Below are 26,607 nucleotides of genomic sequence, written 5' to 3'. Positions count from 1 at the left end.
CACAGCGATGGTTATGTTCTTGTTCCTCGTCGTCGCTCTCGCCGTCGTGGTCGCCGCGGTCACCCTGGCCGTGGTGGGCGGCGGAGAGGGCGAGGGCCCGCTGCCCGAGGTGGCCCCCGAGCGGCTCCAGGACCCCCTGCCACCGGACCGCCCGGTGGGCAGGGCGGACGTGGACGCCCTCCGCTTCCCGCTCGCCGCGCGCGGCTACCGCATGGCCGATGTCGACGACGCGCTCAACCGTCTCGCCGCCGAACTCGCCGAGCGCGACGCCCGTATCGCCGATCTCGAGTCGGCGCTGGCCGGCGCCCGGTCGGCGGCCCCCCACGGCTCCCACGCCCCGCACATCCCCCTGGACAAGCCCGCCCACGGCCACGAGGACCAGCAGTGACCGACAAAGGCGCGATCCCGGGCCCGGACGGCGCCCCGCGCTGCCCCTGGGCCCTGTCCACCGAGGACTATGTGGCCTACCACGACGAGGAGTGGGGCCGCCCGGTCCACGGCGACGACGCCCTCTACGAGCGCCTCAGCCTCGAAGCCTTCCAGTCGGGCCTCTCCTGGATCACGATCCTCCGCCGCCGCCCCGGCTTCCGGGCCGCCTTCGCCGACTTCAAGATCGAGAAGGTCGCCGAGTTCACCGAACCCGACCGGGCCCGCCTCCTCACCGACCCCGGCATCATCCGCAACCGGGCCAAGATCGACGCGACCCTGGCCAACGCGCGCGTGCTGGCCAAGTGGGTCCCGGGCGAGCTGGACGCCTTCATCTGGTCCTACACCCCACCACCGGGCCCGGCCCCGAAGACCCTCGGAGACGTCCCGGCGGTGACACCCGAGTCGACGGCCCTGTCGAAGGCCCTCAAGAAGCGGGGCCTGCGCTTCGTCGGCCCGACGACGGCGTACGCCCTGATGCAGGCCTGTGGCCTGGTCGACGACCACCTGGAAGCCTGTGTGAGCAGAAGAGGCTCCTAGACGGCGCTCGGCCCCGGGCTCATCGGCCCAAGGCTCATCGGCCCAGGTACTTCGGCTTCTCCTTGTTCACGAACGCCTGCACGGCGATGACGTGGTCCTCCGACGACCCCGCGCGGGTCTGCAGCTCGTCCTCCTTGTCCAGCGTCTCGGACAAGGAGTGCGTGAACCCGTAGCCCACAGCCTCCTTGATCGCCGCATAGGCCACGGTCGGCCCCTCCGCCAGGGCCCGGGCCACCTTCAGCGCCTCGTCCCGCAGCTCGGCCGACGGCACGAGCCGGTTCACGATGCCGATCTCCTGGGCCTCCTGAGCCGAGATGCTCCGGGGGAAGAGCAGCAGGTCGGTGGCGCGCCCCGCGCCCACCACCCGCGGCAGCGTCCAGGAGATCCCGGAGTCCGCGGTCAGCGCGACCTTCGCGAACGACGTGTTGAAGGACGCCGTGTCCGCCACCACCCGGTAGTCCGCGGCGAGCGCGAGCCCGAATCCGGCTCCCGCCGCGACCCCGTTCACCCCGGCCACCACCGGCTTCCGCATCCCGGCCAGGGCCCGCACGATCGGGTTGTAGTGCTCCTTGACCGTGCTCATCGTGTGCGACGTCCCGGTCTCCCGGTCGGACACCAGCAGCCCGATGTGCTCCTTCAGGTCCTGCCCCACACAGAACGCCCGCTCCCCGGCGGCGGTCAGCAGCACGGCCCGTACGGCGTCGTCACCGGCCGCCGACTCGACCGCCTCCCGCAGAGCCACCTTCGTCGCGATGTTCAACGCGTTCATCGCCTCGGGGCGGTTCAGCGTGATCGTCGCGAGTCCGTCGCTCACCTCGTAGAGCACGGTGTCGGCCATGGTGTGTCCCCTCCGCAGTCGCGGTCCGGGCGTACCGGCGGGTACGCCCCTGTCCGTAGGACAGCATGGCGGAGACGGACCCCGGTGGACGTGTGACCTGCGTCAAAGAATCCGACGCGGTTTTCGGCCGGGGGAACTCCGCGGGGTGGCGCAGTATCGCAGTCACATCGCCGAATTGAGTGGTTTTGCTCGCGCGCGTTGCCCAAGCGATGCCGACTGATGTTGGTCATCGGGTCCTGAGATGCGGGATAATGGCTTGGAAGCAATGTGTTCGATGCCGGTGTCGCGTGTCCAAGTCCCACGCCTGGACCGCGCGTGCCCTCCAGGGCCGTCGGCTTTGGCGATGAGCTGGTTTCAGGAAGGGGAACGAGCATGGCGGCCATGAAGCCGCGAACGGGTGATGGCCCGCTCGAGGTGACCAAGGAGGGGCGGGGCATCGTCATGCGCGTTCCGCTCGAAGGCGGCGGTCGGCTCGTCGTCGAGCTGACCCCTGACGAGGCCGACGCGCTCGGCGACGCCCTCAAGAAGGTCGTCGGCTGACGCGGAACGCGACCATACCCTTTCAGCTCCCCCGGCATCCACATGATGCCGGGGTTGCTGTTTTCCGGGTGCCGGGGTCACGGTTCCTCCCGGTCTCCGTGCGGTCTCCCACCGCTACCGCTTGACCCCGCACAGCAGTCCGTCGCCCACCGGAAGCAGGGACGGCACCAGTTCCTGGCTCTCCCGCACCGCGCGCAGCAGCTCCCGCAGCCGCAGGACCTCCGTGGGCTGCGGGCCCGAGTCGACCGTGCGGCCGTTGGCGAAGACGCCCTCGAAGACGACCAGACCACCCGGACGCAGCAGGCGCAACGATTCAGCGAGATAGTCCATGACCTCCTGCCGATCGCCGTCGCAGAAGACCAGGTCGTAGCCGGCGTCCGCGAGCCGGGGCAGCACGTCCAGCGCGCGGCCCGGGATGAAGCGGGCGCGGTTGCTGGCGAAGCCGGAGGCGCGGACGGCCTGGCGGGCGAACTGCTGGTGCTCGGGCTCGGGGTCGACGGTGGTGAGGACCCCGTCCGGGCGCATGCCGTGCAGGAGGTGGATGCCGGAGACACCGGTGCCGGTGCCGATCTCGGCCACCGCCTTGGCGTCCACCGAGGCCGCCAGCAACCGCAGCGCGTAGCCCGTGCCGGGCGACACCGAGCGCAGCCCCGCCTCTCGGGCCCGGTCACGGGCCCAGCGCAGCGCTTCGTCCTCGGCGGCATAGGCGTCGGCGAACGCCCAGCTTGCCTGCCGGTTGCCGGTAATGACCCTCTCCTGTCCCCGTGGTTGCCTGGGCGTGACTGTATCCGTTGGCGCCGGGAACCCGCAGATGGGACCGGGCGTTTAGAGGGGTGGAGACGACAACGGGGGGACACAGTTGGATCACGACGACGGGTGGGCGCCCGAGCGGCCGCGGACGCAGCGGCACGACGGGTATCAGCCCAGATCAAATTCTCGTAAAACCGCTTATCCGGTCCTAACGGGCGAGGTGGCTATGGTAGGGGCTCCACTGGACACCACCAGAGCTGACAGGGGAGGTGCGGCCACGCCCAACGGGGATCGGGGAGGAGTGCTCCGGCGCTTCCTCGGATCGGCGGGCAGGCCGAAATCCGTGAACGACACCGCTGCTGACCACAGCCACGCCCACCAGGGCCAGACCGCGACCTTCTCCACCGACGCGGACGGGCAGGCGTGGACTCCGCCCACGTGGGAGGAGATCGTCAGCATGCACAGTGGCCGCGTCTACCGGCTGGCGTACCGCCTCACCGGCAACCAGCACGACGCCGAGGACCTCACCCAGGAGGTCTTCGTCCGCGTCTTCCGCTCGTTGTCGACGTACACCCCGGGCACCTTCGAGGGCTGGCTGCACCGCATCACCACCAACCTCTTCCTGGACATGGTCCGCCGCAAGCAGCGCATCCGCTTCGACGCCCTCGGCGAGGACGCGGCCGAGCGCCTGCCCAGCCGCGAGCCGTCCCCGCAGCAGGTCTTCAACGACGCGCACTTCGACGCGGACGTCCAGCAGGCCCTCGACACCCTCGCGCCCGAGTTCCGTGCCGCGGTCGTCCTGTGCGACATCGAGGGACTGTCGTACGAGGAGATCGCCGCGACCCTGGGCGTCAAGCTCGGCACCGTCCGCTCCCGGATCCACCGCGGCCGCTCCCAGTTGCGCAAGGCCCTCGCGCACCGGGCGCCCCAGACCCGTGAGCGCCGGTCCTTCGTGCCCCGCGTCCCCGCTCTGGGGGGAGGGGGCGCGACCGCGTGAGTGGATCACGACCCAACCCGCAGGAACGGCGCCTGGCCGAACAGCACCTGGGAGACCGACTCTCCGCCCTGGTGGACGGAGAGCTCGGTCATGAGACGCGCGAGCGGGTCCTCGCCCACCTGGCGACCTGCGCCAAGTGCAAGGCGGAGGCGGACGCCCAGCGCCGGCTGAAGAACGTCTTCGCGGAAGCCGCCCCACCGCCGCCCTCCGAGAGCTTCCTGGCCCGGCTCCAGGGGCTTCCCGGCGGAGGTGACCCGGACGGCGATGGCTCGCCGTTCGGCGGGGGAGGACTCGGGGGACTCTCCGGACGCCCCGGAGCCACCGGAGTCACCGGCGTCTTCGGCCTGAAGCGCGGCGAACGCTTCGAGTTCGACTACGTCCCGGCCGGCCCGCACGCCGCCCCGGCTCTCCCCGGCCCGGGCGACCAGGGCTTCCGCATCCACGACGTCAGCCGTCACGACGGCGACCGCCCGGCCTCGCGCGGCATGCGGTTCGCGTTCGTCGCCGCGGGAGCGGTGTCCCTGGCCGCGATCGCCCTGGGCGGGGTCACGACAGGTACGCCCACGGACACCACCGCCGACGCGCGTGGCACCGGCGCCGGCAGCAATGTCACGCCTGCCCGCACACCGGCCTCGGGGGCCGCCACGGCGCCCGAGAACCAACGGCGCCGTGGGGTCGGCCCGCTTCTGGCCCAGGGCCAGGGCCAGCACTCCCTCGGCGACGCCCCGGTGGCCCCGACCGAGGTGTCCGCGCCGCTGCTGCCCGGGGTGCCGCGCCCGGCCACCGTCGACCAGTCCGTCCAGACCATGCACACGCTGACCGCCCCGGTGATGGCCGGCGCGGCCGTGATGTCTCCCCTGATACGTCCCCTCACCGCGACCACGCCGCTGACGCTGACCACCTGGTCCTCGGCGCCCGAGGTCACGGCTCCCGGCGTCCTCGCCGCACCCGTCCCCGACACGACCTCCGCTCCCGCTTCCTCCTCGCCCTCCGAGCGCTGACCCCGCCCCGCGAACCTGGTTGAATCCAGGGTGAACCGTGCCCACGGCAGCCGGCCGAGCACGGAGGACACACCGCGGCCCGCGGGCCGCGCCGCGGGTCAGCTGTGGGGAGAGCATGAACGAGGGGAAGCCCACGAAGCCGAAGTGGTGGAGCCGCGGGGGCCGACAGGACCATGGCGACACCGGGGAGGCCGGCGCGGCGGTGGCGCCGGGGGGTCCGGACGAGGTGCCCGGACCCCTGGACGTCGTAGAACCGCTCCCGGCGGCCGATGGCCGTGCCGACGGCGACTTCGAGCTGCCGCGACCGATACCGGACAGTGGCACAGCCGCCGCCGCTGCCGCCGCTGCGGACGGCGACGGTGACTTCGAACTGCAGCGCCCACAGAGCGTGCCCCACCCCCGAGGGGCGAAGGACCCACGCGGCGAGCACGACTTCGAGCCGAACCGGCCCGTCGAGGTGCCCGGGGGTGGCTTGGAGGGGGAGGCGGGTGCCGCCGGCGGCGGGCTTTCCGAGGGGTCCGCCGGCTCCCGTGACGGTGATTTCGAGTTGGAGCGGCCCGTTGAGGTGCCCGGGGGTGGCTTGGAGGGGGAGGCGGGTGCCGGGGTCGGCGTGCGCTCCGGTGGGGCTGGCGGCTCCGGTGACGGTGATTTCGAGTTGGAGCGGCCCGTCGAGGTGCCCGGGGGTGGCTTGGAGGGGGAGGCGGGTGCCGGGGTCGGCGTGCGCTCCGGTGGGGCTGGCGGCTCCGGTGACGGGGACTTCGAGCTGGGGCCGCCCGCCGAGACGCTTGTGCTGCGGACCGACGTCGCCTCGGCGTCCGCGTCCCCCACGCCCCTGCACGACCCCGACCCCTACAGCACCCCGCCGTACGGCGAGCCCGGCCCCTGGGCCCCCGCTCCACCCGTCCAGCACCCCGCGGCCACCCCGGCCCAGGGCACGGCCATCCCCACGCAGCCCCCGCCGCCGCTCAGCACCCCGGCCCCGGCCGACCCCGTGCCGTCCGCCGACATCCCGACGCAGACGGGGGCCACGTCCCAGAGCGCCCCCACCTCCGCCGCCGCGGCCGCTCCCGTCGGGAGCCCCGCCCTCTCCACGCCCTGGCAGAACTACGACCCCTGGGCCTCGCCCCCGGCCCTGTCGCCGTCTCTCGCCCCCGCCCCCTTCCAGCAGACCGGCTCGGTCGTCGTCGTCCCGGACCAGCCCCGTCGGCGCGTCCGCGGAGCCCTTCTCATCGGGGCTGTGGCGCTCGCTCTGGTGTCCGGGAGCGTCGGCGGTGTCCTGGGGGCGTATCTGGAGCGGAACGGCGGTGTGGGGGCCGTAGAGCTGCCGCAGGCCGGGAAGGAGCCCCGTGGGCGAGCGCCGGACAGTGTGGCCGGGATCGCCGCGCGGGCGCTGCCCAGTGTGGTGACCCTCCATGTGAGCGGGGCCGACGAGTCCGGGACCGGCACCGGGTTCGTGCTGGACGACGCCGGGCACATCCTCACCAACAACCACGTCGTGGAACCCGCCGGGACCGGCGGGACGATATCCGTCACCTTCAACAGCGGCGACACCGCCAAGGCCACCGTGGTCGGCAGGGACAGCGGATACGACCTCGCCGTCGTGAAGGTGAGCGGTGTACGGGGCCTGAGGCCCATGGCCCTCGGCAACTCCGACAACGTCCAGGTCGGCGACCCCGTTGTCGCCATCGGCGCGCCCTTCGACCTGGCCGGCACCGTCACCTCCGGCATCATCAGCGCCAAGGAACGGCCCATCACCGCCGGCGGCGACAGCCCGGACGGGAGCGATGTGTCGTACGTGGACGCCCTGCAGACCGACGCCCCCATCAATCCCGGCAACTCCGGCGGGCCCCTTCTCGACTCCCGGGCCCGTGTCATCGGCATCAACTCCGCCATCCGCTCCGCCGACGACGGCTCGGACTCCGGCAGCGGACAGGCCGGTTCGATCGGGCTGGGCTTCGCCATCCCCGTCAACCAGGCCAAGCGCGTCGCCGAGGAGCTCATCAACACCGGCAAGGCCACCCACCCCGTCATCGGCGTCACCCTCGACATGGACTACACCGGCGACGGCGCCCGCGTGGGCAAGCAGGCCTCCGACGGCGGTCCCGCCGTCACCGCGGGCGGCCCCGGCGACAAGGCAGGCATCAAGGCGGGTGACATCATCACCGAGGTCGACGGCCAGCGGGTGCACTCCGGCGAGGAACTCATCGTCAAGACCCGCGCCCACCGCCCCGGCGACCGGCTGGAGCTGACCGTGGAGCGCGGCGGCAAGGAACTCGGGATCTCGCTGGTGCTGGGGTCGTCCGACGGTGGCTGATACTCACACCAATCTCACAGAACCGGCCCCTCCACCCGTTCACCCCGGCTCCCACTAGGCAAAAAACCCACAAAACCGCTCACGCGGACGGACCCGGAGTCCACGGGACAGTACCGGTCGTGCCGGATCGCCGGGTACCGTGGTTCCGGCCCGGACCACAAGGAGCTTCAGGTGTTCAATGACATAGGACCGCTCGAGCTGGTGACGCTCGTTGTCCTTGCCGTGCTCGTCTTCGGTCCGGACAAGCTCCCGAAGGTCATCCAGGACGTCACGCGGACCATCCGCAAGATCCGGGAGTTCTCGGAGAGCGCCAAGCAGGACATCCGGTCGGAGCTCGGCCCGGAGTTCAAGGACTTCGAGTTCGAGGACCTCAACCCCAAGACGTTCATCCGCAAGCAGCTGGACAACGACGAACTGGGGCTCAAGGAGATCCGCAACGGCTTCGACCTGAAGAAGGAGATGGCCGAGGTCACCGACGCGGTCCACAGCACCGACACCTCGCCCTCCGCGTCGTCTTCCCCGTCTTCGTCGTCCGGCGCCTCCGGCGGCCGCGTCGACATGACCAAGAAGCCCGAGGACGACGACCGGCCGCCCTTCGACGCGGACGCCACCTGAGCCGTAGGGCCTCCGGCCCCGATACCGGCGTGGACCCGTCGCACAGTCCTCGTACGTGACGCGTTTCATACCTCGCCGCGCCCCCGCACGGCCTGAACCCGCCCCCCTGTGCGACCCACGCGCCGGGCGGTTTCCCTGCTGCTCGGAGCGGGGTGGTTATGCTGCCCTGTTGTTGCGCGGACCGTACTTCGACGAGTAGCGCCGCCCGAAGGGGGGCGGGCCCTCCGGTCCGACGAGAGCGAGGAGGCGTCCGGGCACATGGAGACGACGAGTCAGGTCGCGCAGGCGCCGGCCGCGGAGGGTGGACAACAGGTTCCCTCCGCCCGGCGCACGGTCGACGGTTACCTGCAGGCGCCCTTCCCGTGGTACGGCCTCGACGAGGCCTTCACGGGGCCACGCTGGCTGATGCAGGTCGGAACGGCGGCCGACGGTGCCGTCGAGCACGGGTCCGTCGGGCACGGCGACGAGCCCTCCGTGAAGAACGAGTACGCGGTCGGCTCCACCGGTGAGCCGAGGGAGAAGTTCGCGGTCGTCGTGACCGTCGCCGAGAGCCCGTCCCGCCGGAGCGCCGACGGTACGGGGCTGCTGGAGGCCACCTCGGTCTCCTCCGCGGCGTGGCTCGCGGGGGTCGGGCTGCTGTCCTTCACCTGGCCCGGGCAGATGGACCACTCCCTGCGCGACGACTGGCTGGAGCAGCAGACGGAGACCGCGTGGGCGCTGGCCGACGACCTGGCCGGGCCCGAGTGGTCCACGCTCTCGCTCCCCGTGGACGGCGTGCCCACGCCCTTCCACTACCGGGAGTCCGAGTTCGGCTGGGTGCTCGCCGGCTCCACCCCGGAAGGGGTGCACCTGGGGGCGTACGGAAGAGGGATGAGCGCGTACGGGCTCGGCTTCGCGATGATCAAGGACATCGGCGAGTACGCCTGACGACCCCGTGCCCCACGACGACAGAGGGGCACCATCCCACCGGATGGCGCCCCACCGTCGTACGGACGTCCCAGAACTTGTTCGTCGTCCTAGAACTTGTTCTTCGGGGTGATCCCCAGGGACAGTCCCGAAAGGCCCCGCTGCCGGCCGCCCAGCTTGCCGGCGATGCCCCGCAGGGCCGCGCCCGCCGGGCTGTCCGGGTCGGACAGGACCACCGGCCTGCCCTCGTCGCCGCCCTCGCGCAGGCGGACGTCGATCGGGATGGAGCCGAGGACCGGGACGGTCGCGCCGATCGTGCGGGTGAGGCCGTCGGCCACCGACTGGCCGCCGCCCGTGCCGAAGACGTCGACCATCTCGCCGCAGTGCGGGCAGGGCAGCCCGGACATGTTCTCGACCACGCCGACGATCTTCTGATGGGTCTGCACGGCGATCGAGCCGGCCCGCTCGGCGACCTCGGCCGCCGCCTGCTGCGGGGTCGTCACGACCAGGATCTCCGCGTTCGGGACCAGCTGCGCGACCGAGATCGCGATGTCGCCGGTACCGGGCGGCAGGTCCAGGAGCAGGACGTCGAGGTCGCCCCAGTAGACGTCCGCGAGGAACTGCTGGAGCGCGCGGTGCAGCATCGGGCCACGCCACACCACCGGCGCGTTGCCCGGCGTGAACATGCCGATGGAGATGACCTTCACGCCGTTCGCCGACGGCGGCATGATCATGTTCTCGACCTGGGTGGGACTGCCGTCGGCACCGAGCATGCGCGGCACGCTGTGGCCGTAGATGTCCGCGTCGACGACACCGACCTTGAGGCCGTCGGCCGCCATCGCCGCCGCCAGGTTGACCGTGACCGAGGACTTGCCGACGCCGCCCTTGCCGGAGGCGACCGCGTACACGCGCGTGAGCGAGCCCGGCTTGGCGAAGGGGACCTCGCGCTCGGCCTGGCCGCCGCGCAGCGCGTTCGCCAGCTCCTTGCGCTGCTCGTCGCTCATCACGTCCAGCGTGACGTCGACGCGGGTGACGCCCTCGACCCGGGAGACCGCCTCGGTCACCCGCTGGGTGATCGTCTCGCGCATCGGGCAGCCGGAGACCGTGAGGTACACGGTGACCGCGACCGTCCCGTCCGCGCCGATGTCCACCGATTTGACCATCCCGAGCTCGGTGATGGGTCGGTTGATCTCGGGGTCGTTCACCGTCGCCAGTGCCTCACGCACCGCGTCTTCGCTAGCCATGAAGACGATGGTACGGCTCAGTAGCCGGGGCCCGGTAAGCCCGTCACCGGTCGTCTACGTCACGTCCCGACGGCCGTTCCGCCGGGAATACGACCTGTTTGTGGTGGCCGTGCTGCCGTTCCTCCAGCTCCTTCACCATGTCCTGCAGCTCGGAGCGGATCCAGTCGCGAGTGGCCACCTCGCCGAGGCCGATGCGCAGGGCGGCGATCTCGCGGGTCAGGTACTCGGTGTCGGCGATGGACCGCTCGTTCTGCTTGCGGTCCTGTTCGAGGTTGACCCGGTCGCGGTCGTCCTGCCGGTTCTGCGCGAGCAGGATCAGCGGGGCCGCGTAGGAGGCCTGGAGGGACAGCATCAGGGTCAGGAAGATGAACGGGTAGTTGTCGAAGCGCAGGTCCTTCGGCGCGAAGATGTTCCACACCACCCACAGCACGATGACGATGGTCATCCAGACGATGAAGCGTCCCGTGCCGAGGAAGCGCGCGATGCGCTCCGAGAGGCGCCCGAAGGCCTCCGGGTCCCACTCGGGCAGCAGCCTGCGCCGCGGTGGGCGCGGCTGGTCGAGACGGGCACGCGTGCGTGTGGACGCCGTCGCCCCGGCCGGGGTCCGCTCACGGGTGCTCTCACGCTCAGGAGCCATGCGTGGCCACCCCCTCACCCTCGTCGAGATGGAACTCGGTCTCCCGCCAGTCCTCGGGCAGCATGTGGTCGAGTACGTCGTCCACGGTCACCGCGCCCAGCAGCGACCCCGCCTCGTCGACCACCGGCGCCGCCACCATGTCGTACGTCGCGAAGAACCCGGCGACGACGGGCAGTTGGTCGTCCGGGTCCAGCGTCTGCAGGTCGTCGTCGATGATCGAACTGACCAGGGTGTACGGCGGGTCGCGCAGCAGGCGCTGGAAGTGGACCGTGCCGAGGTACTTGCCGGTCGGCGTCTCGTCGGGCGGGCGGCAGACGTAGACCTGGGCGGCGAGCGCGGGGGAGAGGTCGGCGTTGCGCACGCGCGCGAGGGCGTCCGCGACGGTCGCGTCCGGACGCAGCACGATCGGCTCGGTCGTCATCAGACCGCCGGCCGTGTGCTCCTCGTACGACATCAGGCGCCGCATGTCGGCCGCGTCGGAGGGCTGCATCAGGCTCAGCAGCCGCTCCTTGTCCTCCTCGGGCAGCTCGGACAGGAGGTCGGCCGCGTCGTCGGGGTCCATGGCCTCCAGGACGTCCGCCGCCCGCTCCTCCTTGAGCTTGCCTAGGATCTCGATCTGGTCGTCCTCCGGCAGCTCCTCCAGCACGTCGGCCAGCCGGTCGTCGTCGAGGGCGGCCGCCACCTCGGCGCGCCGCTTGGGGGAGAGGTGGTGCAGCACGTTCGCCAGGTCCGCGGCGCGCAGCTGCTCGAAGGTGGCCAGCAGGCTCTCGGCGCCCTGGCCGTGCTCCTCCAGGGAGAAGCCGGTGACGGAGGACCACTCGACGGTCAGTGTCTCGCCCTTGGCCCGCCGGAAGGCGCCGCTCTTCCCCTTGCGCACGAAGACCCGGCCGATCTCCCAGTCCCGGCGGGCCGGCAGCTGCTGCACCGACACGTCGAGGACGGTGACCTCCTCACCTGTCTCCACTAGCGTGACGCGCCGGTCGAGGAGTTCGCCGAAGACGAGGCGTTCGGTGGGGCGTTGTTCGAAGCGGCGGACGTTGAGCACGCCGGTGGTGATGACCTGGCCGGACTCGATGCCGGTCACCCGGGTCATGGGCAGGAAGATACGGCGTCGGGTGGACAGTTCGACCACCAGTCCGAGCACACGCGGGGGCCGCCGCCCGACGCGCAGCACGACGACCAGATCGCGCACGCGGCCCACCTGGTCGCCGTTGGGATCGAACACGGCGACACCGGCGAGGTGCGAGACGAAGATCCGGGGGGCGCCCGCTGCCATGGCCGCACCTCCTTTTCTACTCAGTTTTCCGTACTGTCATTCTTTTTCCGTACTGTCTTTCTTTCCCGGAATGCCCGCTCGAACGGGCTTCAGGCTAGCCCGTCCCGATCAGGTCCGCCCTGGTGAGAGGTCCGGACGGACCGCCTGCGCGCACCCCGGTACGCTGCCCCACGCCGCTGAGGTCACTCGACAGAAAGGCAGCCCCACCTGTGACTGCGATTCCCCAGGGCCGTACCCGCCGAGCCGTGTTGTCGGGCGTGATGTGCGCGCTGGTGGTGACCGGGTGCGGTGGGGACCCCGACGCGGGGACGAACGGGGTCGGGAAGCTGCCGGCCACGACGATCCAGTCGAAGACCCGGGCGGCAGCCGCGGGCGCGGAGACCGTACGGCTGGCCGGGACGGTGGTCACCAACGGTCGCACATACACGCTCGACATGCGGCTGAGGTCGGACGGCGGCACCGGCACGGTCACCTCCAAGGGGGCCTCCTTCGGGCTGCTGCGGATCGGGGAGAAGCTGTATCTGAAGGCCGACTCCGGCTTCTGGAACCAGGCCGACGGCACCGGCGCCGGGACCGCCGACAAGCTCGACGGCAAGTACGTGAAGGTGCCGCAGGGCGACCCCTCGTACAAGAAGTTCAGCGGCTTCACCGACAAGGACGTCCTCCTCTCGGGCCTGTTGACCCTGCACGGCACGCTGGCGACCGACGGCCACCACGAGCAGTCGGGTACCCGCACCATCCGCATCACCGGCGACAAGGGCTCCGGCGGCACCCTCGACGTGTCCCTGGAGGGCAGGCCGTATCCGCTACGGCTGCAGCGGGCGGGCGGCGCGGGGACCCTGACCTTCTCCTCCTGGGGCAAGGACTTCGCCCTGAGCGAGCCGAAGGCGGCCGAGACGGTGGACTACGGCAAGCAGCTGCCGAGTTCGTGAAGGCGCACAACCGGCTCTAGGACGGGCGCTGGCCGCGCCTGCGTTTCTTCTTGAGGAGCAGGCGCGGAAGCCCCGCGGGGATCGGCTCGCGGGTCGTGGCGGGGGAGGGCAGCGGGGCCTCGGCGAGCGAGGAGTCGGGCAGCGCGGCCGTCGCCCCCGTCGGCTCCAGCCGCAGCACCCGGCACTCCCGCGCCCAGCGCTCCGGCATCGCTTCCCCGTCGGGCGCGTTGAGCCGCTTGCCCTTCAGTTCGGCGACCGCCGCCTCCCAGGCCGGCGAGCCCGCCGCGAGCTCCACGACCCTCGCCGTCCAGGAGACCAGCCGGCCCCCCTTGTCCTTGCTGCGGACCGTCACCTCGGCCGGGCCCCCGTCGGTGAGCCCGGGCAGCGGCTGCTCACCCGGCCCGTCGCCGATCACACACGCGGCACCCTCGTGCCACACGTGCCACAGCGCTCGGGCCGCGGGCCCGGAACCCCTGACCCAGATGAGGCCGGACTTCTTGGTGGCCTCCTCGACGAGGGCCTGGTCGAGCAGCTCGCTTGTCATGGGCTCAGCGTATCCAGGCGCCCTCACAGCCAGCCGTTCCGCTTCAGCGTGCGGTGGATGCCGATGCAGAGCGCGACCGTGGCCAACAGCACCGTCGGGTAGCCGTAGTGCGAGTGCAGCTCCGGCATGTAGTCGAAGTTCATGCCGTACACACCGGTCACCATCGTCGGTACGGCGATGATGGCCGCCCACGCCGTGATCTTCCGCATGTCCTCGTTCTGGGCGACGGACGCCTGCGCGAGGTTGGCCTGGAGGATGGAGTTGAGCAGCTCGTCGAAGCTGACGACCTGCTCCTGGACGCGGGCGAGGTGGTCGGCGACGTCCCGGAAGTACTTCTGGATGTCCGGGTCGACCAGCCGCATCGGCCGCTCGCTCAGCAGCTGCATCGGGCGCAGCAGCGGCGACACCGCGCGCTTGAACTCCAGGACCTCGCGCTTGAGTTGGTAGATCCGCGCCGAGTCCACACCGCGCGAGACACCGCCCCGGCCCGGTGAGAAGACCTCGGTCTCCACCTCGTCGATGTCGTCCTGCATGGCGTCGGCCACCGCGAGGTAGCCGTCGACGACATGGTCGGCGATCGCGTGCAGCACGGCCGAGGGGCCCTTGGCGAGCAGCTCGGGGTCGTCCTGGAGGCGGTGGCGCAGGGCGCGCAGGGAGCCCTGGCCGCCGTGCCGGACGGTGATGAAGAAGTCCCGGCCGGTGAAGCACATGACCTCGCCGCTCTCGACGACCTCGCTGGTGGCGGTGAGCTCGTCGTGGTCGACGTAGTGGATGGTCTTGAAGACGGTGAAGAGGGAGTCGTCGTAGCGCTCCAGCTTGGGCCGCTGGTGGGCCTGGACGGCGTCCTCCACGGCCAACGGGTGGAGCCCGAACTCGCTCGCGATACCCGAGAACTCGGACTCGGTCGGCTCGTGCAGACCGATCCACACGAAGCCGCCGTCACGGCGCACCGAGCGCATCGCCTCGTGCGGGGTCAGCGGCTTCGGCGTCTGGACGCGGGCGCCGTCGCGGTAGACGGCGCAGTCGACGACGGCCGAGGGAGTGCCGGGGTCACGCGTGGTGTCGTACGCGTCGTCGCCCAGGTGCAGCCCCTTGCGCAGCGAGGGGCGGGACGGACGGACCGCGGCACGCAGGTCACGGATCATCGACATGGCTGGCTCCTTCGTGGCAGGCAACGAAAGGCGCCGACGACGGGTGGAACTGCCCGGAATGGGGACGTCCTCAACTGCGGGTGTTTGGCACGTCCGCAAAGCGGGGAGCACCGCACCGTCGCGGTGGCGAGCTTCGCTACTGAAGTCAGATCAGACAGATCAGGCAAAACGAGACGAAGTGCTCTTCCGCGTGAAGACGTGAGCGTGAAAGGCGGCGGTCAGCCAGAGCCGGATCAGCCGATATCAGCGGCGGGAAGAGCGAGTGGTACTGCACGGGTGACTTCGATCCATGACAGCCCCACCTCCTCCGGCCGGTCCCTCGTAAGGGACGTTCCATTCCCGTAAGGGAGTCCAACTGGCGTCGGGACTCGACCGCGACGCTGCTGCGTGCTGCCCCGACGACCGGGCCAGACTACCAGCCGCCCAAATAGTCAAGCCGCCGCTTTGCCCGGTACTGACGAGTTCTATGCTCGCCGCATGGTTGATGTTCTTCCTCTGGTCGAGGCAAGGTTGCGCTCCGCGCTGGGCGAACCGGACGCGCGCGCGGCGGTCACGTTTCTCGGCACGGACCGCATCGAGGTGCTCCGCTTCCACGAGGGCGACATCGTCCGTTACGCCACCCTCGGCATGTCCGCACAGCCCATGAGCGACCCCACCGCGGTGCTCGCCGACCCGGTCAAGGGCCCCCGCGCCGAGCTCGTCCTCTCGGTGCGCGGCGGCCGGGCCGACACCGACAAGGCGCTGCGCCCGCTCGCCGTACTCGCCGCGTCTCCGCAGGTCGAGGGTGTGATCGTGGCTCCGGGTGCCTCCCTCGACGTCGGCGAGCCCCTGTGGCCGGGCGCGCCGTTCAGTTCGGTCCTGGTCGCCGAACCGGGCGGCCTGGTCGAGGATCTCGACCTCGACGAGCCCCTCGACCCCGTGCGCTTCCTGCCGCTGCTCCCCATGACCCCGAACGAGGCCGCCTGGAAACGCGTCCACGGCGCCCCGGCCCTCAAGGAGCGCTGGCTGACGAACGGGACGGATCTGCGCGACCCGTCCCGGACGTCCGTCCCGCTGGACTGAACGCCGAGTGAGCAAGCTCACCAACCGGCGTCCGAAAAGCGTCAGTTGGCAAAGACGGCGACACTGTCCTCGCTCGCGTGCCTCTGCTCCAGCCGCTCGGCCTCGTGCGTCAGCGCGTCCCGCCGTACGACGACCACGATCGCCCCGACGACCGCCGTGACCGCCGCGACCACGAACGGCACATGGATGTCGGTCCACTCCTCGATCTTCGGCGCGAAGTAGGGAGCGGCGGCCGCGGCGAACCAGCGCACGAAGTTGTAGCCGGCGCTCGCCACCGGACGCGGCGCGTCGGACACCCCGAGGGCCAGCTCCGTGTAGACGGTGTTGTTCACACCGATGAAGGCGCCGGACAGGATCGTGCACACGACGGCGGTGGTGTGGTCGCCGTAGCCGAGGACGAGCACGTCGACCGCCAGCAGCACCAGCGAGCCGCCGAGCACCCTCAGCGAACCGAACCGCTTCTGCAGACGCGGAGCCACGACGACCGAGAAGACGGCGAGCAGCAGGCCCCAGGCGAAGAAGACGGCCCCCGACTTGTACGGGGTCATGTTCAGCACGAACGGTGTGAAGGCCAGCACGGTGAAGAACGTGTAGTTGTAGAAGAACGCGGAAGCCGCGGCCGAGGCCAGGCCGGGGTGACCGAGCGCCTTGATCGGGTCGAGGAGCGAGGTCTTGCGGGCCGGCTTCGGCTGCTCCTTCAGGAACGCCGTGATGCACAGGAACCCGACCGCCATCAGCGTGGCCGTGCCGAAGAAGGGGTAGCGCCAGCTGACGTTGCCGAGCAGTGCGCCCAGCAGCGGCCCGCAGGCCATGCCGAGGCCCAGGGCGGACTCGTACAGCAGGATCGCCGCCGCGCTGCCGCCGGCCGCCGCGCCGACGATGACGGCGAGGGCGGTGGAGACGAACAGGGCGTTGCCCAGGCCCCAGCCCGCGCGGAAGCCGACGAGTTCGGCGACCGAGCCCGAGGTGCCGGCGAGACCGGCGAAGACGACCACGAAGGCGAGTCCGAGCAGCAGGGTCTTCCTGCCGCCGATCCGGCTGGAGACGAAGCCGGTCACCAGCATCGCCACGGCGGTGATCAGGAAGTACGAGGTGAACAGCAGCGAGACCTGGCTGGCCGTGGCGTCCAGGCCCCGGGCGATCGACGGCAGGATCGGGTCGACGAGCCCGATGCCCATGAAGGCGACGACGGACGCGCCGGCCGTGGCCCAGACCGCCTTGGGCTGACGCAGGATGCTGCCCGCTCCCTCGTCGAAGGGGTCCTGACTTGCTCCCATCATGTGCTCCTGTCCCCACGAGATAGTTGGTATATGCACATAGTAAGTTAGGTCGGCTAATTAATGCAAGGGACATCTAGTTTTTCCGGGGGGAAGCCGGTGAAGTGTTCCGTCCGGACGGGTGATCGTCCTTGACGTGGGGGACCAGGGGTAGGACCGTGGGGCCCTATGAGGGGCGAACCCAGTTGCCCGAAGTGTGGTGGCCGGGTCAGGGCTCCCGGACTCTTCGCCGATTCCTGGCAGTGCGATGTGCACGGCACCGTGCATCCGGTGCAGCCCGTGATCCCGCCCAGCGTCGAGGCCCTCAGCGTGGTGGTGCACCGCACCCAGGTGCCGGTGTGGATGCCCTGGCCGCTGCCGGTCGGCTGGCTGTTCACGGGCGTGGCGTGCGCGGGCGACGACCGGCACGGCGGGCGGGCGACCGCGGTGGCCTGCTCGGGACCCGGTCCGCTCGGCGGCATGGGCGAGCTGATCCTGGTCGCCGAGGAGCTCGGCGTCGGCCTCGGCGCGCGGTACGCGGGCATCGACGGACCCGACCCGGGGCCCTACATGAGTGTCGAGAAGCCACCACAGGCCAAGGTGCTGGCGGGCGGTCGGCCCACTCCGCTGTGGCATGTCACCGGGGCGCCGGACGACCGCGCGGTGTTCGCCGGGGAGGCGCGGGGGCTGTGGCTGTGGGCCGTGGTCTGGCCCGAGCAGTCCGGGCTGCTGATGTACGACGAGCTGGTGCTGACCGATCTGCGGGACGCGGGTGCGGAGGTCGAGCTGGTTCCCTGTGGCGCGCTGTCGCCTCGGCTGTTGAAACCCTGAGGGTGGCCTGTAGGGGGCGTATCGCCGATTCGGGTGTGACAGGGGAGCTCGAAAATCCGGTTATCCTTGAGCGTCCTCTTCCGTTCCGTCAACGCCTGGAGTCCGTGTCGTGCGTATCGATCTGCACTGCCACTCCACGGCTTCCGACGGTACGGACACCCCGGCCGAGCTGGTGCGCAACGCCGCCGCCGCCGGGCTCGACGTCGTCGCGCTGACCGACCACGACACCACCCGCGGACATGCCGAGGCCGTCGCCGCGCTGCCCGAGGGGCTGACCCTCGTGACCGGGGCCGAGCTGTCCTGCCGTGTCGACGGTGTCTCCATGCACCTGCTCGCCTATCTCTTCGACCCCGGGGAGCCCGCGCTGCTCGCCGAGCGCGAGCTGGTGCGGGACGACCGGGTGCCGCGGGCGCGCGCCATGGTCGACCGGCTGCGGGATCTGGGCGTGCCGGTCACCTGGGAGCAGGTGGCGCGGATCGCCGGGGACGGGTCGGTCGGCCGGCCGCATGTCGCCACCGCGCTGGTCGAGCTGGGCGTCGTGCGGAGCGTGGACGAGGCGTTCACCGCCGACTGGCTGGCCGACGGCGGACGGGCGCATGTGCCGAAGCACGAGACGGACCCGTTCGAGGCGATCCGGCTGGTCAAGGCGGCCGGCGGCGTGACGGTGTTCGCGCATCCCGGGGCCGGCAAGCGCGGTCGTACGGTGCCGGAGTCCGCGATCGCCGAGATGGCCGCCGCCGGCCTCGACGGCATCGAGGTCGACCACATGGACCACGACCCGGAGACCCGGGCGCGGCTGCGGGGGCTGGCCAAGGAACTGGGGCTGCTGACCACCGGGTCCAGCGACTACCACGGCAGCCGCAAGACCTGCGTGCTCGGCGAGTACACCACCGACCCCGAGGTGTACGGCGAGATCACGCGCCGGGCGACCGGGGCGTTCCCGGTGCCGGGGACCGGCGGAGCCTGACGCCCGCCCACGCCACCCCGCTCACCCCTCCTCCGGCAAGGCCCTCATGTTCGACGCCGCCGTTTTCGGCTCCCTCTTCCTGACCCTCTTCGTCATCATGGATCCCCCCGGGATCACCCCGATCTTCCTCGCCCTCACCGCCGGACGCCCCGGCAAGGTGCAGAAGCGGATGGCCTTCCAGGCCGTGTGTGTGGCCTGCGGTGTGATCACCGTCTTCGGACTCCTGGGACACCAGATCCTCGACTACCTGCACGTGTCCGTGCCCGCACTGATGATCGCGGGCGGGCTGCTGCTCCTGCTGATCGCCCTCGACCTGCTCACCGGCAAGACCGACGAGCCGAAGCAGACCAAGGACGTCAATGTGGCGCTCGTGCCGCTGGGCATGCCGCTGCTGGCCGGTCCGGGCGCGATCGTGTCCGTCATCCTCGCCGTGCAGAAGGCCGACAGCGTGGCCACGCAGGTCTCGGTGTGGTGCGCGATCCTCGCCATCCATGTCGTGCTGTGGCTGGTGATGCGCTACTCGCTGCTGATCATCCGGGTCATCAAGGACGGCGGTGTCGTCCTGGTGACGCGGCTCGCGGGCATGATGCTGTCCGCGATCGCCGTGCAGCAGATCATCAACGGGATCACCCAGGTGATCCGGGCGAGCTGAGCCCGCGAAGCGCGGAGACCGCAAGCGCAGAGCCCCCGTACGGCGTGGTGCCGTACGGGGGCTCTGAAGCTTCGGCGGTGATCCGCGTCTGTGTCGGTTACGCGGCCGTGTTCTCGGCCGGTCGGATCCACAGGCGCTGCCCGATGGCGGCGGCCTGCTGCACGATCCGGTTGACGGAGGCGGCGTCCACGACAGTGCTGTCCACGGGCGTCCCGTCGACCTCGTCGAGTCGCATGATTTCGAAGCGCATGGCCTCTCCCTTCGTCTTCGTGGTTCTGTGTCAGTCAACGGCCTGCGTGTTACAAACATTCCCTACGCTAAAGAAATTTTTCGAACGACTAATTACTGACCGGTAAGAGGCGTGCGAGATGTGTGAATGAGACTGACCGGGACCGGTTGTGTTCGCAGCGTGACCGCCGGGACAATGGAGGTGATGAACGACGACCTCGCGGCCCTCACCGCCCGCATCGACCGCACGAACGAGCTGCTCCAGCGCATGCTCGCCGAGGTGGCGAAGACGCCCTCGACGCATGCGATCTTCGTCGACGCGGGTTACCTGTACGCGGCCGCGGGACGCCTGGTGGCCGGGACCGAGGACCGGCGCGCCTTCGACCTGGACGCCGAGGGGCTGATCGAGGCACTCATCGACCGGGCCCGCACGATCTTCGCGGACAGCCGGCTGCTGCGGGTCTACTGGTACGACGGCGCGAGACGCCGCATTCACACCGCCGAGCAGCAGTCGATCGCCGAACTCCCCGACGTCAAGGTCCGGTTGGGCAACCTGAACGCCAACAACCAGCAGAAGGGCGTCGACTCACTCATCCGCAGCGACCTCGAGTCCCTCGCCCGCCACCGCGCCATCAGCGACGCGGCCCTGCTCGGCGGCGACGAGGACCTCGTCTCCGCGGTCGAGGCGGCCCAGGGGTACGGCGCCCGGGTCCACCTCTGGGGCATCGAGGCGCCCGAGGGCCGCAACCAGGCGGAACCGCTGCTCTGGGAGGTCGACAGCCAGCGCACCCTCGACCTCGACTTCTTCAAGCCGTACGTCGCCCGGCGCACCGCCGCCGCCTACGAGGCCGGCGCCTCCCGGCCGACCCGCGAGGACGTCCGTTTCGTCGGCGCGCAGATCGCGGCGAAGTGGCTGGCGGCGCGGGGGCGTGAGTCTCTGGTGGAGCTGCTGCCGGGGCATCCGTATCTGCCGGGCTCGGTGGACCAGGACCTGTTGGTGGAGGCGGAGGGGTTGCTGCAGTACTCGCTGCGCGGCCAGTCGGATCTGCGGCGGGCGCTGCGGGACGGGTTCTGGGAGCATCTGCAGACGCTGTACTGACGCCGTCCCGCTGGGACTTGCCGGCGTCAGGACTTGACCGCGTGATGACTTGACGGCGTCAGAACTTGAGGGCGTCAGGACTTGATGCCGTCAGAACTTGAGGGCGTCGGCCGTCCCGTCCCAGAAGTCGGCGAAGGCGCGGGCCGTCTCCAGGGGCTTGTCGGTGTTGGGGGAGTGCTCGGCGCCCTGGATCACCGTGCGGTGGGCCCGCAGGCGCAGCGCCATGTCGTCGAGGAGCGTCACCGGCCAGGTGTCGTCCCGGGAGCCCGACAGGACGTGGAAGGGGAGCGGGACCACGGCGAGCTCGGCCACCCGGTCCGGCTCCACGCACAACTGGCGGCCCGTCGCGATGAGCTGGGCGGGCTTGTTGCCCAGCCAGCGGCGGCGCAGGTCGTCCCGGTCGTCGAGCCCCTCGTCCAGATCTCCGGTGTCGGTCTCCTCCGGCGGCTCCATGGCCTGGATCGCGTCCCACACCTCGGTCATCGTCATCACGGCGAGGGCATCCCGCAGCAGCTTGACGCGCTGTTGCTGGGAGCTGGAGATCTGGGCGGGGCCGGAGGCCATCAGGGTGAGCGAACGGAACGGGGTGTGGTCGAGCAGAACGGCCGCACGGGCGATCTGGCCGCCCAGGGAGTGGCCGAGCAGATGGACGGGGGCGCCCGGGGCGCCGAGGGCCGCCGCCTGGGCGAGGACGTCCTGGGCGAGCTCTCCCTGGGCGTACGCCGACTCGTCGTGCTCGGGCCCGTCGGACTCGTACTGGCCCCGGCCGTCCACGGCGACGGTGTGGTACCCGCGGGCGGCGAGGGTCTGGTGCAGGGGGTTGAAGTCCTCCTTGCTGCCGGTGAAGCCGGGCAGCAGCAGAGCGGTGCCCTTCAGGGCGACACCGTCCGCCGGCACCGCCTCGATGGCGGCGAAGTCTCCACGGTCGGTACGAAGCACGAACGCACGCGCGCCGACGGGCGGGGCGAAGGTCGGGGGACGGCTCATGAAGGGAGCGTATCCGGCGGGGGTGACGGGGGGAGGAAGGGGCCGGGTGGCGGGTAGGCGGAGGTGCTGAGCTGGGTGCACCGTTGTGGGCGCTGAGGTGAGGGCGTCGACGGTGGGGGTGCGGAGTCCGTGTGTCGGCGGAAGCGGGTGTGTGACGCTCCGCGGTGACGGAGGGGCCAGAGGGCAGTGCGCCCACGCCCGTGCCGCTGTCGGGACGCCTGCCGGAACGCCGACGGCCCGGCCCACATGAGGTGGGCCGGGCCGTCCGGTGAGTGAGCGGTCAGCTCTCCGTGGGCTCCGCGGCGGCCGTCGCCTTGCGGGGGCGGCGCGTACGGGGCTTGGGCTCGGCCGCTTCGGCGGCGACCTCGGCGGTGGCCGTGGCCTTGCGCGCGCGGGTCCGGGGCTTGGCCACGGGCTCCTCCGCGGCCTGAGCCGGGATCTCGGCGGCGGCTGTCGCCTTACGGGCCCGGGTGCGGGGCTTGGCCTCGACGGCCTCGGTGGTGTCCACCGGGGTCGCGGCGGCTGTCTTGCGGGTCCGGGTGCGGGGCTTGGCTTCCGTGCCCTCGGCCGTGTCGACCGCGGCCTCCGCGGCGGCGGTTGCCTTGCGGGTCCGGGTGCGCGGCTTGGGCTCGGTGGCCTCCGGCGCGGTGGCGACAGCCTCGGCGACCTTACGGGTGCGCGTGCGGGGCTTGGCCTCGACGGCCTCGGTGGTGTCCACCGGGGTCGCGGCGGCGGCTGTCTTGCGGGTCCGGGTGCGGGGCTTGGCTTCCGCGCCCTCGGCCGTGTCGACCGCGGCCTCCGCGGTGGCCGTCGCCTTACGGGCCCTGGTGCGCGGCTTGGCCTCCGGTTCGGCGGCCGCCTGAGCGGGGATCTCCGCGACGGCAGCAGCCTTCCGGGTCCGGCGAGGCTTGGCTTCCGCGGCCTCGGCCGTGTCAACCGCCGTTACCGCGGCGGCCGTTGCCTTACGGGTCCGGGTGCGGGGCTTGGCCTCGGTGGCCTCGGCCGTGTCGACCGTGGCTTCCGCAGCGGTGGCCGTGGCCTTGCGGGTCCGGGTGCGCGGCTTGGTCTCCGTGGCTTCGGCTGTGTCAACTGCCGTTTCCGCGGGGGCGGTTGCCTTGCGGGTCCGGGTGCGGGGCTTCGGCTCTGTCGTCTCCGTCGCCTCGGTGGCGGTCTCCGCCGGTGCCGTCGTCTTGCGCGTACGGCGCCGCGGGGCCGTCTCCGTCTGCTCCGGGGCGGACTCGGTGGTCCCCTCGGCCGTGTCGACGGCGGTCTCGGCGGCCGACGCGGTCTTCCGGGTGCGGCGGCGCGGCTGGGCGGCGGGGGCCTCGGGCTCCACAACCGTCGCGGCGGCCGTCGTGGCGGCCGGAGCCTCGGCGGTCTCCGTGGCGGCCGGAGTCTCGGTGACCGCCGGAGTTTCCACGGCGAGTGTCTCCGCCGACTTGCGGGTGCGGCGGCGGCGCGGCTTGGCCGGGGTCTCGGGGGCGTCGAGCGCGGGGCCCTCCGCCGTCGTGACGGCGGCCTCCGCGGCCTCGGGGGCCGTTGTCGTGGCCGGCACCGGCTCCGAAACCGCTCCGTTGCGGGTGCGGCGGCGGCGACGCGGAGTGCGGACGCCCTCGGTCTCCTCGACGGCGGAGGTCTCCCGCGGCGCGGCCTCAGGCGTGCCGGTGCCCTCCAGCGGAGCGCCGTTGCGCGTACGGCGACGGCGCCGCGGCGTACGCGCCGGACGCTCGTGCTCGGCGGAACGGGACTCGCCCCGGCCACCGCGCTCGCCGCTTCGGCCACCGCGACCGCGTCCACCGCGGCCGCCGGTCTCGCCGAGGTCCTCCAGCTCCTCCGCGTCCAGCCCCGCGCGCGTGCGCTCGGCACGCGGCAGGACACCCTTGGTGCCGGCGGGGATGCTCAGATCCTCGAACAGGTGCGGGGAGGTGGAGTACGTCTCCGGCGGGTCGTTGAAGCTCAGCTCCAGCGCCTTGTTGATCAGCTGCCAGCGCGGGATGTCGTCCCAGTCGACCAGCGTGATCGCGATGCCCTTCTTGCCCGCGCGGCCGGTGCGGCCGATGCGGTGCAGGTAGGTCTTCTCCTCTTCCGGCGACTGGTAGTTGATGACGTGCGTCACGCCCTCGACGTCGATGCCGCGCGCGGCGACGTCGGTGCAGACGAGGACATCCACCTTGCCGTTGCGGAAGGCGCGCAGCGCCTGCTCACGGGCGCCCTGGCCGAGGTCGCCGTGGACGGCTCCGGCGGCGAAACCGCGCTGCTTGAGCTGGTCGGCGAGGTCGGCCGCCGTACGCTTCGTACGGCAGAAGATCATGGCCAGCCCGCGGCCGTCGGCCTGCAGTATCCGCGCGACCATCTCGGGCTTGTCCATGTTGTGCGCGCGGTAGACGTGCTGCGCGGTGTTCGCGACCGTCACGCCCTCGTCGTCCGGCGCGGTGGCGCGGATGTGCGTGGGCTGCGACATGTAGCGGCGGGCCAGGCCGATGACCGCGCCCGGCATGGTCGCCGAGAACAGCATGGTCTGGCGCTTGGCCGGCAGCATGTCGATGATCTTCTCGACGTCGGGCAGGAAGCCCAGGTCGAGCATCTCGTCGGCCTCGTCGAGGACGAGCGCCTTGACGTGCTTGAGGTTGAGCTTCTTCTGGCCCGCGAGGTCCAGCAGCCGGCCCGGGGTGCCGACGACCACGTCGACGCCCTTCCTGAGGGCCTCGACCTGGGGCTCGTAGGCCCGGCCGCCGTAGATCGCCGTCACTCGGACGTTGCGGACCTTGCCGGCGGTCAGCAGGTCGTTGGTGACCTGGGTGCACAGCTCGCGCGTCGGGACGACGACGAGGGCCTGCGGGGTGTCGGTGAGGTCCTCGGGCCTGGCGCGCCCGGCCTCCACGTCGGCGGGGACGGTGACCCGCTCCAGGAGCGGGAGGCCGAAGCCCAGCGTCTTGCCGGTGCCGGTCTTGGCCTGGCCGATGACGTCCGTGCCGGAGAGGGCGACGGGGAGGGTCATCTCCTGGATGGGGAAGGGGGTGATGATGCCGACGGCCTCGAGGGCCTCGGCGGTCTCGGGAAGGATTCCGAGATCTCTGAACGTCGTAGTCAGGGTGCTGCCTCTTCTGTGTGCGCGGTGCGAGGCGAGCGCGGGGGTCTGTGACGGACCGTGCCGGGGACGTCGGCTGCCTTACGGGCTTGCCGTAGGGCACGGGACCACTGCCGACGCTCTAGCGCTCGTACCGCTGAGGGGTCTCCCTCCGGACGCCGTACGCAATGTGCCGTACGGACAAGGAGGGCTGTCGGGTCGGAGCCGATCGGGCCACCGACCGGGCATCCTCATACGTGCGGCCCGTCGATTGGTCGGCAGGCGCATTACCACCATACCCCGGAATCCCGCACACGCGGTGGCCGATTTGGTCACGTAGTCGTCGTCACACTGATTGACCAGGGACTTCCGGGGCCCGGCAAGCGGACTATTGTGCGCTTCATGACGACGCCTGACAACACCTCTGACGCATCTGCCGCGCACACCGGAGTGGCCGCCCAGGACTGGGCGAAGGCCTCCGCCGACCCGCAGTACCGGGCCGCGGTCGTCGACCTCCTCGGTGCGCTCGCCTACGGCGAACTCGCGGCGTTCGAGCGGCTCGCGGAGGACGCGAAGCTGGCGCCGACGCTGGCGGACAAGGCGGAGCTCGCGAAGATGGCGTCGGCCGAGTTCCATCACTACGAGAAGCTGCGGGACCGGCTGACGGAGATCGGCGAGGAACCGACGCTGGCCATGGAGCCGTTCGTCGCGGCGCTGGACGGCTTCCACCGGCAGACGGCGCCGTCGGACTGGCTGGAGGGGCTGGTCAAGGCGTACGTCGGTGACTCGATCGCCAGTGACTTCTACCGGGAGGTCGCGGCGCGGCTCGACTCGGACACGCGTGAGCTGGTGCTCGCCGTGCTGGACGACACCGGGCACGCGGGGTTCGCCGTGGAGAAGGTACGGGCCGCCATCGACGCCGATCCGCGGGTGGGTGGACGGCTCGCTCTGTGGGCCCGGCGGCTGATGGGCGAGGCGCTGTCCCAGTCGCAGCGGGTCGTCGCCGACAGGGACGCGCTGTCGACGATGCTGGTGGGCGGGGTCGCCGACGGGTTCGACCTGGCTGAGGTCGGGCGGATGTTCTCGCGGATCACCGAGGCCCACACGAAGCGGATGGCTGCGCTGGGCCTGGCGGCGTAGCGCTCGGTGGGGGGCGCGGGCGCTCCGTGGGTGGCGCGGTGCGGCGTGTCCGGCCCCGCGGGGGTGTCCGGCCGCGCCCCTCGGGCCGATGTTCTACGCCGGCGCCTGGCGGCGGAGTCTGCCTGACGGGCGCAGGAGCAGTGACAGGGACGCCGCCGAGACGATCGTCGCGCCGATGAGGACCAGCAGGAAGTTGCCCGGGTCGAAGGCGCTGTGGGTGAGGAAGGCGCCGAAGAGGGCTCCGGCGACGCCTGTGGCGAGGACCAGGGAGCGGGTCGGCAGGCGGTGGGAGAGGCGGTGGTCCGCCGCCCATGCCAGGGCCAGACCGAGCAATGCGGAGCCGAGTGCTTCGAACAACAACATGGGGTCCCTCCCACACGGCCACACTGCCCATCACGGTCGTAGCCCGTCATACCCGTGACCTGCGGAATGCAATCCTCCTCTGTGCGTGACTTGTGCTCCATATGTGGAGGAGGAAAATCTTGGTGGCGCGCCCGGAGCGGGAACCTGGGGAGCGCCCGAGCTGGAACACGAGGAGTGTACTTGGTGAGGAGCAGGCGGGTGCGTCCGGCGGGTGCCACCAGGAGGTAGCGCAGGGTGCCGGAGC

The 26,607-nt window shown here is 71.3% G+C and carries 27 protein-coding genes; 15 read left to right on the top strand and 12 right to left on the bottom strand.

Annotation, left to right across the window (positions count from 1 at the left end; genetic code table 11):
* The first annotated feature begins 13 nt into the window (after positions 1-13).
* Both ABZT17_RS37950 and ABZT17_RS37945 read left to right on the top strand, forming a co-directional pair.
* On the top strand, positions 14-388 hold the full coding sequence (locus ABZT17_RS37950) for a DivIVA domain-containing protein (RefSeq protein WP_356356114.1): 375 nt from the start codon (positions 14-16) through the stop codon (positions 386-388).
* Positions 385-966: a DNA-3-methyladenine glycosylase I gene (locus tag ABZT17_RS37945; RefSeq protein ID WP_356356093.1), complete on the top strand. Its 582-nt coding sequence runs from the start codon at positions 385-387 to the stop codon at positions 964-966. The genes ABZT17_RS37950 and ABZT17_RS37945 overlap by 4 nt, the downstream gene beginning before the upstream one ends.
* A gap of 34 nt (positions 967-1,000) precedes the next feature.
* On the opposite strand, the gene ABZT17_RS37940 is transcribed toward ABZT17_RS37945, so the two are convergent.
* A complete protein-coding gene (locus ABZT17_RS37940; RefSeq protein ID WP_356356091.1) occupies positions 1,001-1,804 on the bottom strand; it encodes an enoyl-CoA hydratase-related protein in 804 nt (267 codons plus the stop codon).
* Between the two features lie 372 nt (positions 1,805-2,176).
* On the opposite strand from ABZT17_RS37940, the gene ABZT17_RS37935 reads away from it, so the two are divergent.
* Complete coding sequence (locus tag ABZT17_RS37935) at positions 2,177-2,344, top strand: DUF3117 domain-containing protein (protein WP_003966491.1); 168 nt, start codon at positions 2,177-2,179, stop codon at positions 2,342-2,344.
* Positions 2,345-2,458: 114 nt separating this feature from the next.
* Here the strand turns inward: ABZT17_RS37935 and ABZT17_RS37930 are convergent, their stop codons facing one another.
* Positions 2,459-3,157, bottom strand: a complete 699-nt coding sequence (locus ABZT17_RS37930) for an O-methyltransferase (protein WP_356356112.1) — start codon at positions 3,155-3,157, stop codon at positions 2,459-2,461.
* 238 nt (positions 3,158-3,395) lie between these two features.
* Between ABZT17_RS37930 and sigE the strand changes: the two genes are divergently transcribed.
* The 5 genes from sigE (at position 3,396) to ABZT17_RS37905 (ending at position 8,948) form a co-directional block, all read left to right on the top strand.
* Complete coding sequence (sigE, locus tag ABZT17_RS37925) at positions 3,396-4,091, top strand: RNA polymerase sigma factor SigE (protein WP_356356089.1); 696 nt, start codon at positions 3,396-3,398, stop codon at positions 4,089-4,091.
* Complete coding sequence (locus tag ABZT17_RS37920; RefSeq protein WP_356356087.1) at positions 4,088-5,092, top strand: zf-HC2 domain-containing protein; 1,005 nt, start codon at positions 4,088-4,090, stop codon at positions 5,090-5,092. The genes sigE and ABZT17_RS37920 overlap by 4 nt, the downstream gene beginning before the upstream one ends.
* 655 nt (positions 5,093-5,747) lie before the next feature.
* Positions 5,748-7,406, top strand: a complete 1,659-nt coding sequence (locus tag ABZT17_RS37915) for a trypsin-like peptidase domain-containing protein (protein WP_356356110.1) — start codon at positions 5,748-5,750, stop codon at positions 7,404-7,406.
* 171 nt (positions 7,407-7,577) lie between these two features.
* The gene (locus ABZT17_RS37910; RefSeq protein WP_356356085.1) at positions 7,578-8,021 is read left to right on the top strand and encodes a sec-independent translocase; all 444 of its coding nucleotides are present in this window, start codon (positions 7,578-7,580) and stop codon (positions 8,019-8,021) included.
* Between the two features lie 258 nt (positions 8,022-8,279).
* On the top strand, positions 8,280-8,948 hold the full coding sequence (locus tag ABZT17_RS37905) for a hypothetical protein (protein ID WP_356356084.1): 669 nt from the start codon (positions 8,280-8,282) through the stop codon (positions 8,946-8,948).
* 89 nt (positions 8,949-9,037) lie between these two features.
* On the opposite strand, the gene ABZT17_RS37900 is transcribed toward ABZT17_RS37905, so the two are convergent.
* From ABZT17_RS37900 to ABZT17_RS37890, 3 genes are read right to left on the bottom strand one after another with little or no spacing between them, the layout of a single operon-like run.
* Entirely contained in the window at positions 9,038-10,171 is a 1,134-nt protein-coding gene (locus ABZT17_RS37900; RefSeq protein ID WP_356356082.1) for an Mrp/NBP35 family ATP-binding protein, read from the bottom strand.
* A 43-nt stretch (positions 10,172-10,214) separates the two neighbouring features.
* Positions 10,215-10,808, bottom strand: coding sequence for a DUF1003 domain-containing protein (locus ABZT17_RS37895; RefSeq protein WP_356356080.1), 594 nt, complete (start codon positions 10,806-10,808; stop codon positions 10,215-10,217).
* Positions 10,798-12,084, bottom strand: a complete 1,287-nt coding sequence (locus ABZT17_RS37890) for a CBS domain-containing protein (protein ID WP_356356078.1) — start codon at positions 12,082-12,084, stop codon at positions 10,798-10,800. Before ABZT17_RS37890 ends, ABZT17_RS37895 begins: the two co-directional genes overlap by 11 nt.
* 209 nt (positions 12,085-12,293) lie before the next feature.
* On the opposite strand from ABZT17_RS37890, the gene ABZT17_RS37885 reads away from it, so the two are divergent.
* The gene (locus ABZT17_RS37885; protein WP_356356076.1) at positions 12,294-13,016 is read left to right on the top strand and encodes a hypothetical protein; all 723 of its coding nucleotides are present in this window, start codon (positions 12,294-12,296) and stop codon (positions 13,014-13,016) included.
* Between the two features lie 16 nt (positions 13,017-13,032).
* Here the strand turns inward: ABZT17_RS37885 and ABZT17_RS37880 are convergent, their stop codons facing one another.
* Positions 13,033-13,560 (bottom strand): hypothetical protein, encoded by a 528-nt coding sequence (locus ABZT17_RS37880; RefSeq protein ID WP_356356074.1) that lies wholly within the window; start codon positions 13,558-13,560, stop codon positions 13,033-13,035.
* A 23-nt stretch (positions 13,561-13,583) separates the two neighbouring features.
* Entirely contained in the window at positions 13,584-14,711 is a 1,128-nt protein-coding gene (locus tag ABZT17_RS37875; RefSeq protein WP_356356072.1) for a magnesium and cobalt transport protein CorA, read from the bottom strand.
* Between the two features lie 477 nt (positions 14,712-15,188).
* Between ABZT17_RS37875 and ABZT17_RS37870 the strand changes: the two genes are divergently transcribed.
* Entirely contained in the window at positions 15,189-15,773 is a 585-nt protein-coding gene (locus ABZT17_RS37870) for a suppressor of fused domain protein (RefSeq protein WP_356356070.1), read from the top strand.
* A 41-nt stretch (positions 15,774-15,814) separates the two neighbouring features.
* Here the strand turns inward: ABZT17_RS37870 and ABZT17_RS37865 are convergent, their stop codons facing one another.
* The gene (locus tag ABZT17_RS37865; protein ID WP_356356068.1) at positions 15,815-17,050 is read right to left on the bottom strand and encodes an MFS transporter; all 1,236 of its coding nucleotides are present in this window, start codon (positions 17,048-17,050) and stop codon (positions 15,815-15,817) included.
* A gap of 168 nt (positions 17,051-17,218) precedes the next feature.
* On the opposite strand from ABZT17_RS37865, the gene ABZT17_RS37860 reads away from it, so the two are divergent.
* The 3 genes from ABZT17_RS37860 to ABZT17_RS37850 all read left to right on the top strand — a co-directional run bounded on the left by ABZT17_RS37860 (position 17,219) and on the right by ABZT17_RS37850 (position 19,479).
* A complete protein-coding gene (locus ABZT17_RS37860; RefSeq protein WP_356356066.1) occupies positions 17,219-17,860 on the top strand; it encodes a DUF6758 family protein in 642 nt (213 codons plus the stop codon).
* Between the two features lie 109 nt (positions 17,861-17,969).
* Positions 17,970-18,827 (top strand): PHP domain-containing protein, encoded by an 858-nt coding sequence (locus tag ABZT17_RS37855; protein WP_356356065.1) that lies wholly within the window; start codon positions 17,970-17,972, stop codon positions 18,825-18,827.
* A gap of 46 nt (positions 18,828-18,873) precedes the next feature.
* Positions 18,874-19,479, top strand: a complete 606-nt coding sequence (locus ABZT17_RS37850) for a MarC family protein (protein ID WP_356356063.1) — start codon at positions 18,874-18,876, stop codon at positions 19,477-19,479.
* Positions 19,480-19,576: 97 nt separating this feature from the next.
* Here the strand turns inward: ABZT17_RS37850 and ABZT17_RS37845 are convergent, their stop codons facing one another.
* Complete coding sequence (locus ABZT17_RS37845; RefSeq protein ID WP_133044490.1) at positions 19,577-19,729, bottom strand: hypothetical protein; 153 nt, start codon at positions 19,727-19,729, stop codon at positions 19,577-19,579.
* A gap of 183 nt (positions 19,730-19,912) precedes the next feature.
* Here ABZT17_RS37845 and ABZT17_RS37840 point away from each other — a divergent pair, with 183 nt between their 5' ends.
* A complete protein-coding gene (locus ABZT17_RS37840; RefSeq protein WP_356356060.1) occupies positions 19,913-20,806 on the top strand; it encodes an NYN domain-containing protein in 894 nt (297 codons plus the stop codon).
* A 90-nt stretch (positions 20,807-20,896) separates the two neighbouring features.
* Here the strand turns inward: ABZT17_RS37840 and ABZT17_RS37835 are convergent, their stop codons facing one another.
* Together ABZT17_RS37835 and ABZT17_RS37830 are read right to left on the bottom strand one after the other, a co-directional pair.
* Positions 20,897-21,793: an alpha/beta hydrolase gene (locus tag ABZT17_RS37835; RefSeq protein WP_356356058.1), complete on the bottom strand. Its 897-nt coding sequence runs from the start codon at positions 21,791-21,793 to the stop codon at positions 20,897-20,899.
* Between the two features lie 280 nt (positions 21,794-22,073).
* Positions 22,074-24,791 (bottom strand): DEAD/DEAH box helicase, encoded by a 2,718-nt coding sequence (locus tag ABZT17_RS37830; protein ID WP_356356057.1) that lies wholly within the window; start codon positions 24,789-24,791, stop codon positions 22,074-22,076.
* Positions 24,792-25,262: 471 nt separating this feature from the next.
* On the opposite strand from ABZT17_RS37830, the gene ABZT17_RS37825 reads away from it, so the two are divergent.
* On the top strand, positions 25,263-26,000 hold the full coding sequence (locus tag ABZT17_RS37825; RefSeq protein ID WP_356356055.1) for a ferritin-like fold-containing protein: 738 nt from the start codon (positions 25,263-25,265) through the stop codon (positions 25,998-26,000).
* A gap of 93 nt (positions 26,001-26,093) precedes the next feature.
* Here ABZT17_RS37825 and ABZT17_RS37820 read toward each other — a convergent pair whose 3' ends face one another.
* Positions 26,094-26,363 (bottom strand): hypothetical protein, encoded by a 270-nt coding sequence (locus tag ABZT17_RS37820; RefSeq protein ID WP_356356053.1) that lies wholly within the window; start codon positions 26,361-26,363, stop codon positions 26,094-26,096.
* Positions 26,364-26,607: the final 244 nt, after the last annotated feature.

Origin of the sequence: Streptomyces sp. NPDC005648, assembly GCF_040605395.1 — a bacterium.
In the GTDB taxonomy this organism is placed as follows: domain Bacteria; phylum Actinomycetota; class Actinomycetes; order Streptomycetales; family Streptomycetaceae; genus Streptomyces.
This window is presented reverse-complemented; position numbering and strand designations above follow the sequence as displayed.

Bases quoted from the DNA above. Each gene is read 5' to 3' on its own strand.
- ABZT17_RS37850 (WP_356356063.1), top strand. From the start codon at position 18,874: ATGTTCGACGCCGCCGTTTTCGGCTCCCTCTTCCTGACCCTCTTCGTC.
- ABZT17_RS37935 (WP_003966491.1), top strand. From the start codon at position 2,177: ATGGCGGCCATGAAGCCGCGAACGGGTGATGGCCCGCTCGAGGTGACC.
- ABZT17_RS37825 (WP_356356055.1), top strand. From the start codon at position 25,263: ATGACGACGCCTGACAACACCTCTGACGCATCTGCCGCGCACACCGGA.
- ABZT17_RS37875 (WP_356356072.1), bottom strand. From the start codon at position 14,711: ATGTCGATGATCCGTGACCTGCGTGCCGCGGTCCGTCCGTCCCGCCCC.
- ABZT17_RS37895 (WP_356356080.1), bottom strand. From the start codon at position 10,808: ATGGCTCCTGAGCGTGAGAGCACCCGTGAGCGGACCCCGGCCGGGGCG.
- ABZT17_RS37940 (WP_356356091.1), bottom strand. From the start codon at position 1,804: ATGGCCGACACCGTGCTCTACGAGGTGAGCGACGGACTCGCGACGATC.
- ABZT17_RS37870 (WP_356356070.1), top strand. From the start codon at position 15,189: ATGGTTGATGTTCTTCCTCTGGTCGAGGCAAGGTTGCGCTCCGCGCTG.
- ABZT17_RS37865 (WP_356356068.1), bottom strand. From the start codon at position 17,050: ATGGGAGCAAGTCAGGACCCCTTCGACGAGGGAGCGGGCAGCATCCTG.
- ABZT17_RS37820 (WP_356356053.1), bottom strand. From the start codon at position 26,363: ATGTTGTTGTTCGAAGCACTCGGCTCCGCATTGCTCGGTCTGGCCCTG.
- ABZT17_RS37830 (WP_356356057.1), bottom strand. From the start codon at position 24,791: ATGACCCTCCCCGTCGCCCTCTCCGGCACGGACGTCATCGGCCAGGCC.
- ABZT17_RS37890 (WP_356356078.1), bottom strand. From the start codon at position 12,084: ATGGCAGCGGGCGCCCCCCGGATCTTCGTCTCGCACCTCGCCGGTGTC.
- ABZT17_RS37950 (WP_356356114.1), top strand. From the start codon at position 14: ATGTTCTTGTTCCTCGTCGTCGCTCTCGCCGTCGTGGTCGCCGCGGTC.
- ABZT17_RS37860 (WP_356356066.1), top strand. From the start codon at position 17,219: ATGAGGGGCGAACCCAGTTGCCCGAAGTGTGGTGGCCGGGTCAGGGCT.
- ABZT17_RS37900 (WP_356356082.1), bottom strand. From the start codon at position 10,171: ATGGCTAGCGAAGACGCGGTGCGTGAGGCACTGGCGACGGTGAACGAC.
- ABZT17_RS37835 (WP_356356058.1), bottom strand. From the start codon at position 21,793: ATGAGCCGTCCCCCGACCTTCGCCCCGCCCGTCGGCGCGCGTGCGTTC.
- ABZT17_RS37905 (WP_356356084.1), top strand. From the start codon at position 8,280: ATGGAGACGACGAGTCAGGTCGCGCAGGCGCCGGCCGCGGAGGGTGGA.
- ABZT17_RS37840 (WP_356356060.1), top strand. From the start codon at position 19,913: ATGAACGACGACCTCGCGGCCCTCACCGCCCGCATCGACCGCACGAAC.
- ABZT17_RS37880 (WP_356356074.1), bottom strand. From the start codon at position 13,560: ATGACAAGCGAGCTGCTCGACCAGGCCCTCGTCGAGGAGGCCACCAAG.
- ABZT17_RS37845 (WP_133044490.1), bottom strand. From the start codon at position 19,729: ATGCGCTTCGAAATCATGCGACTCGACGAGGTCGACGGGACGCCCGTG.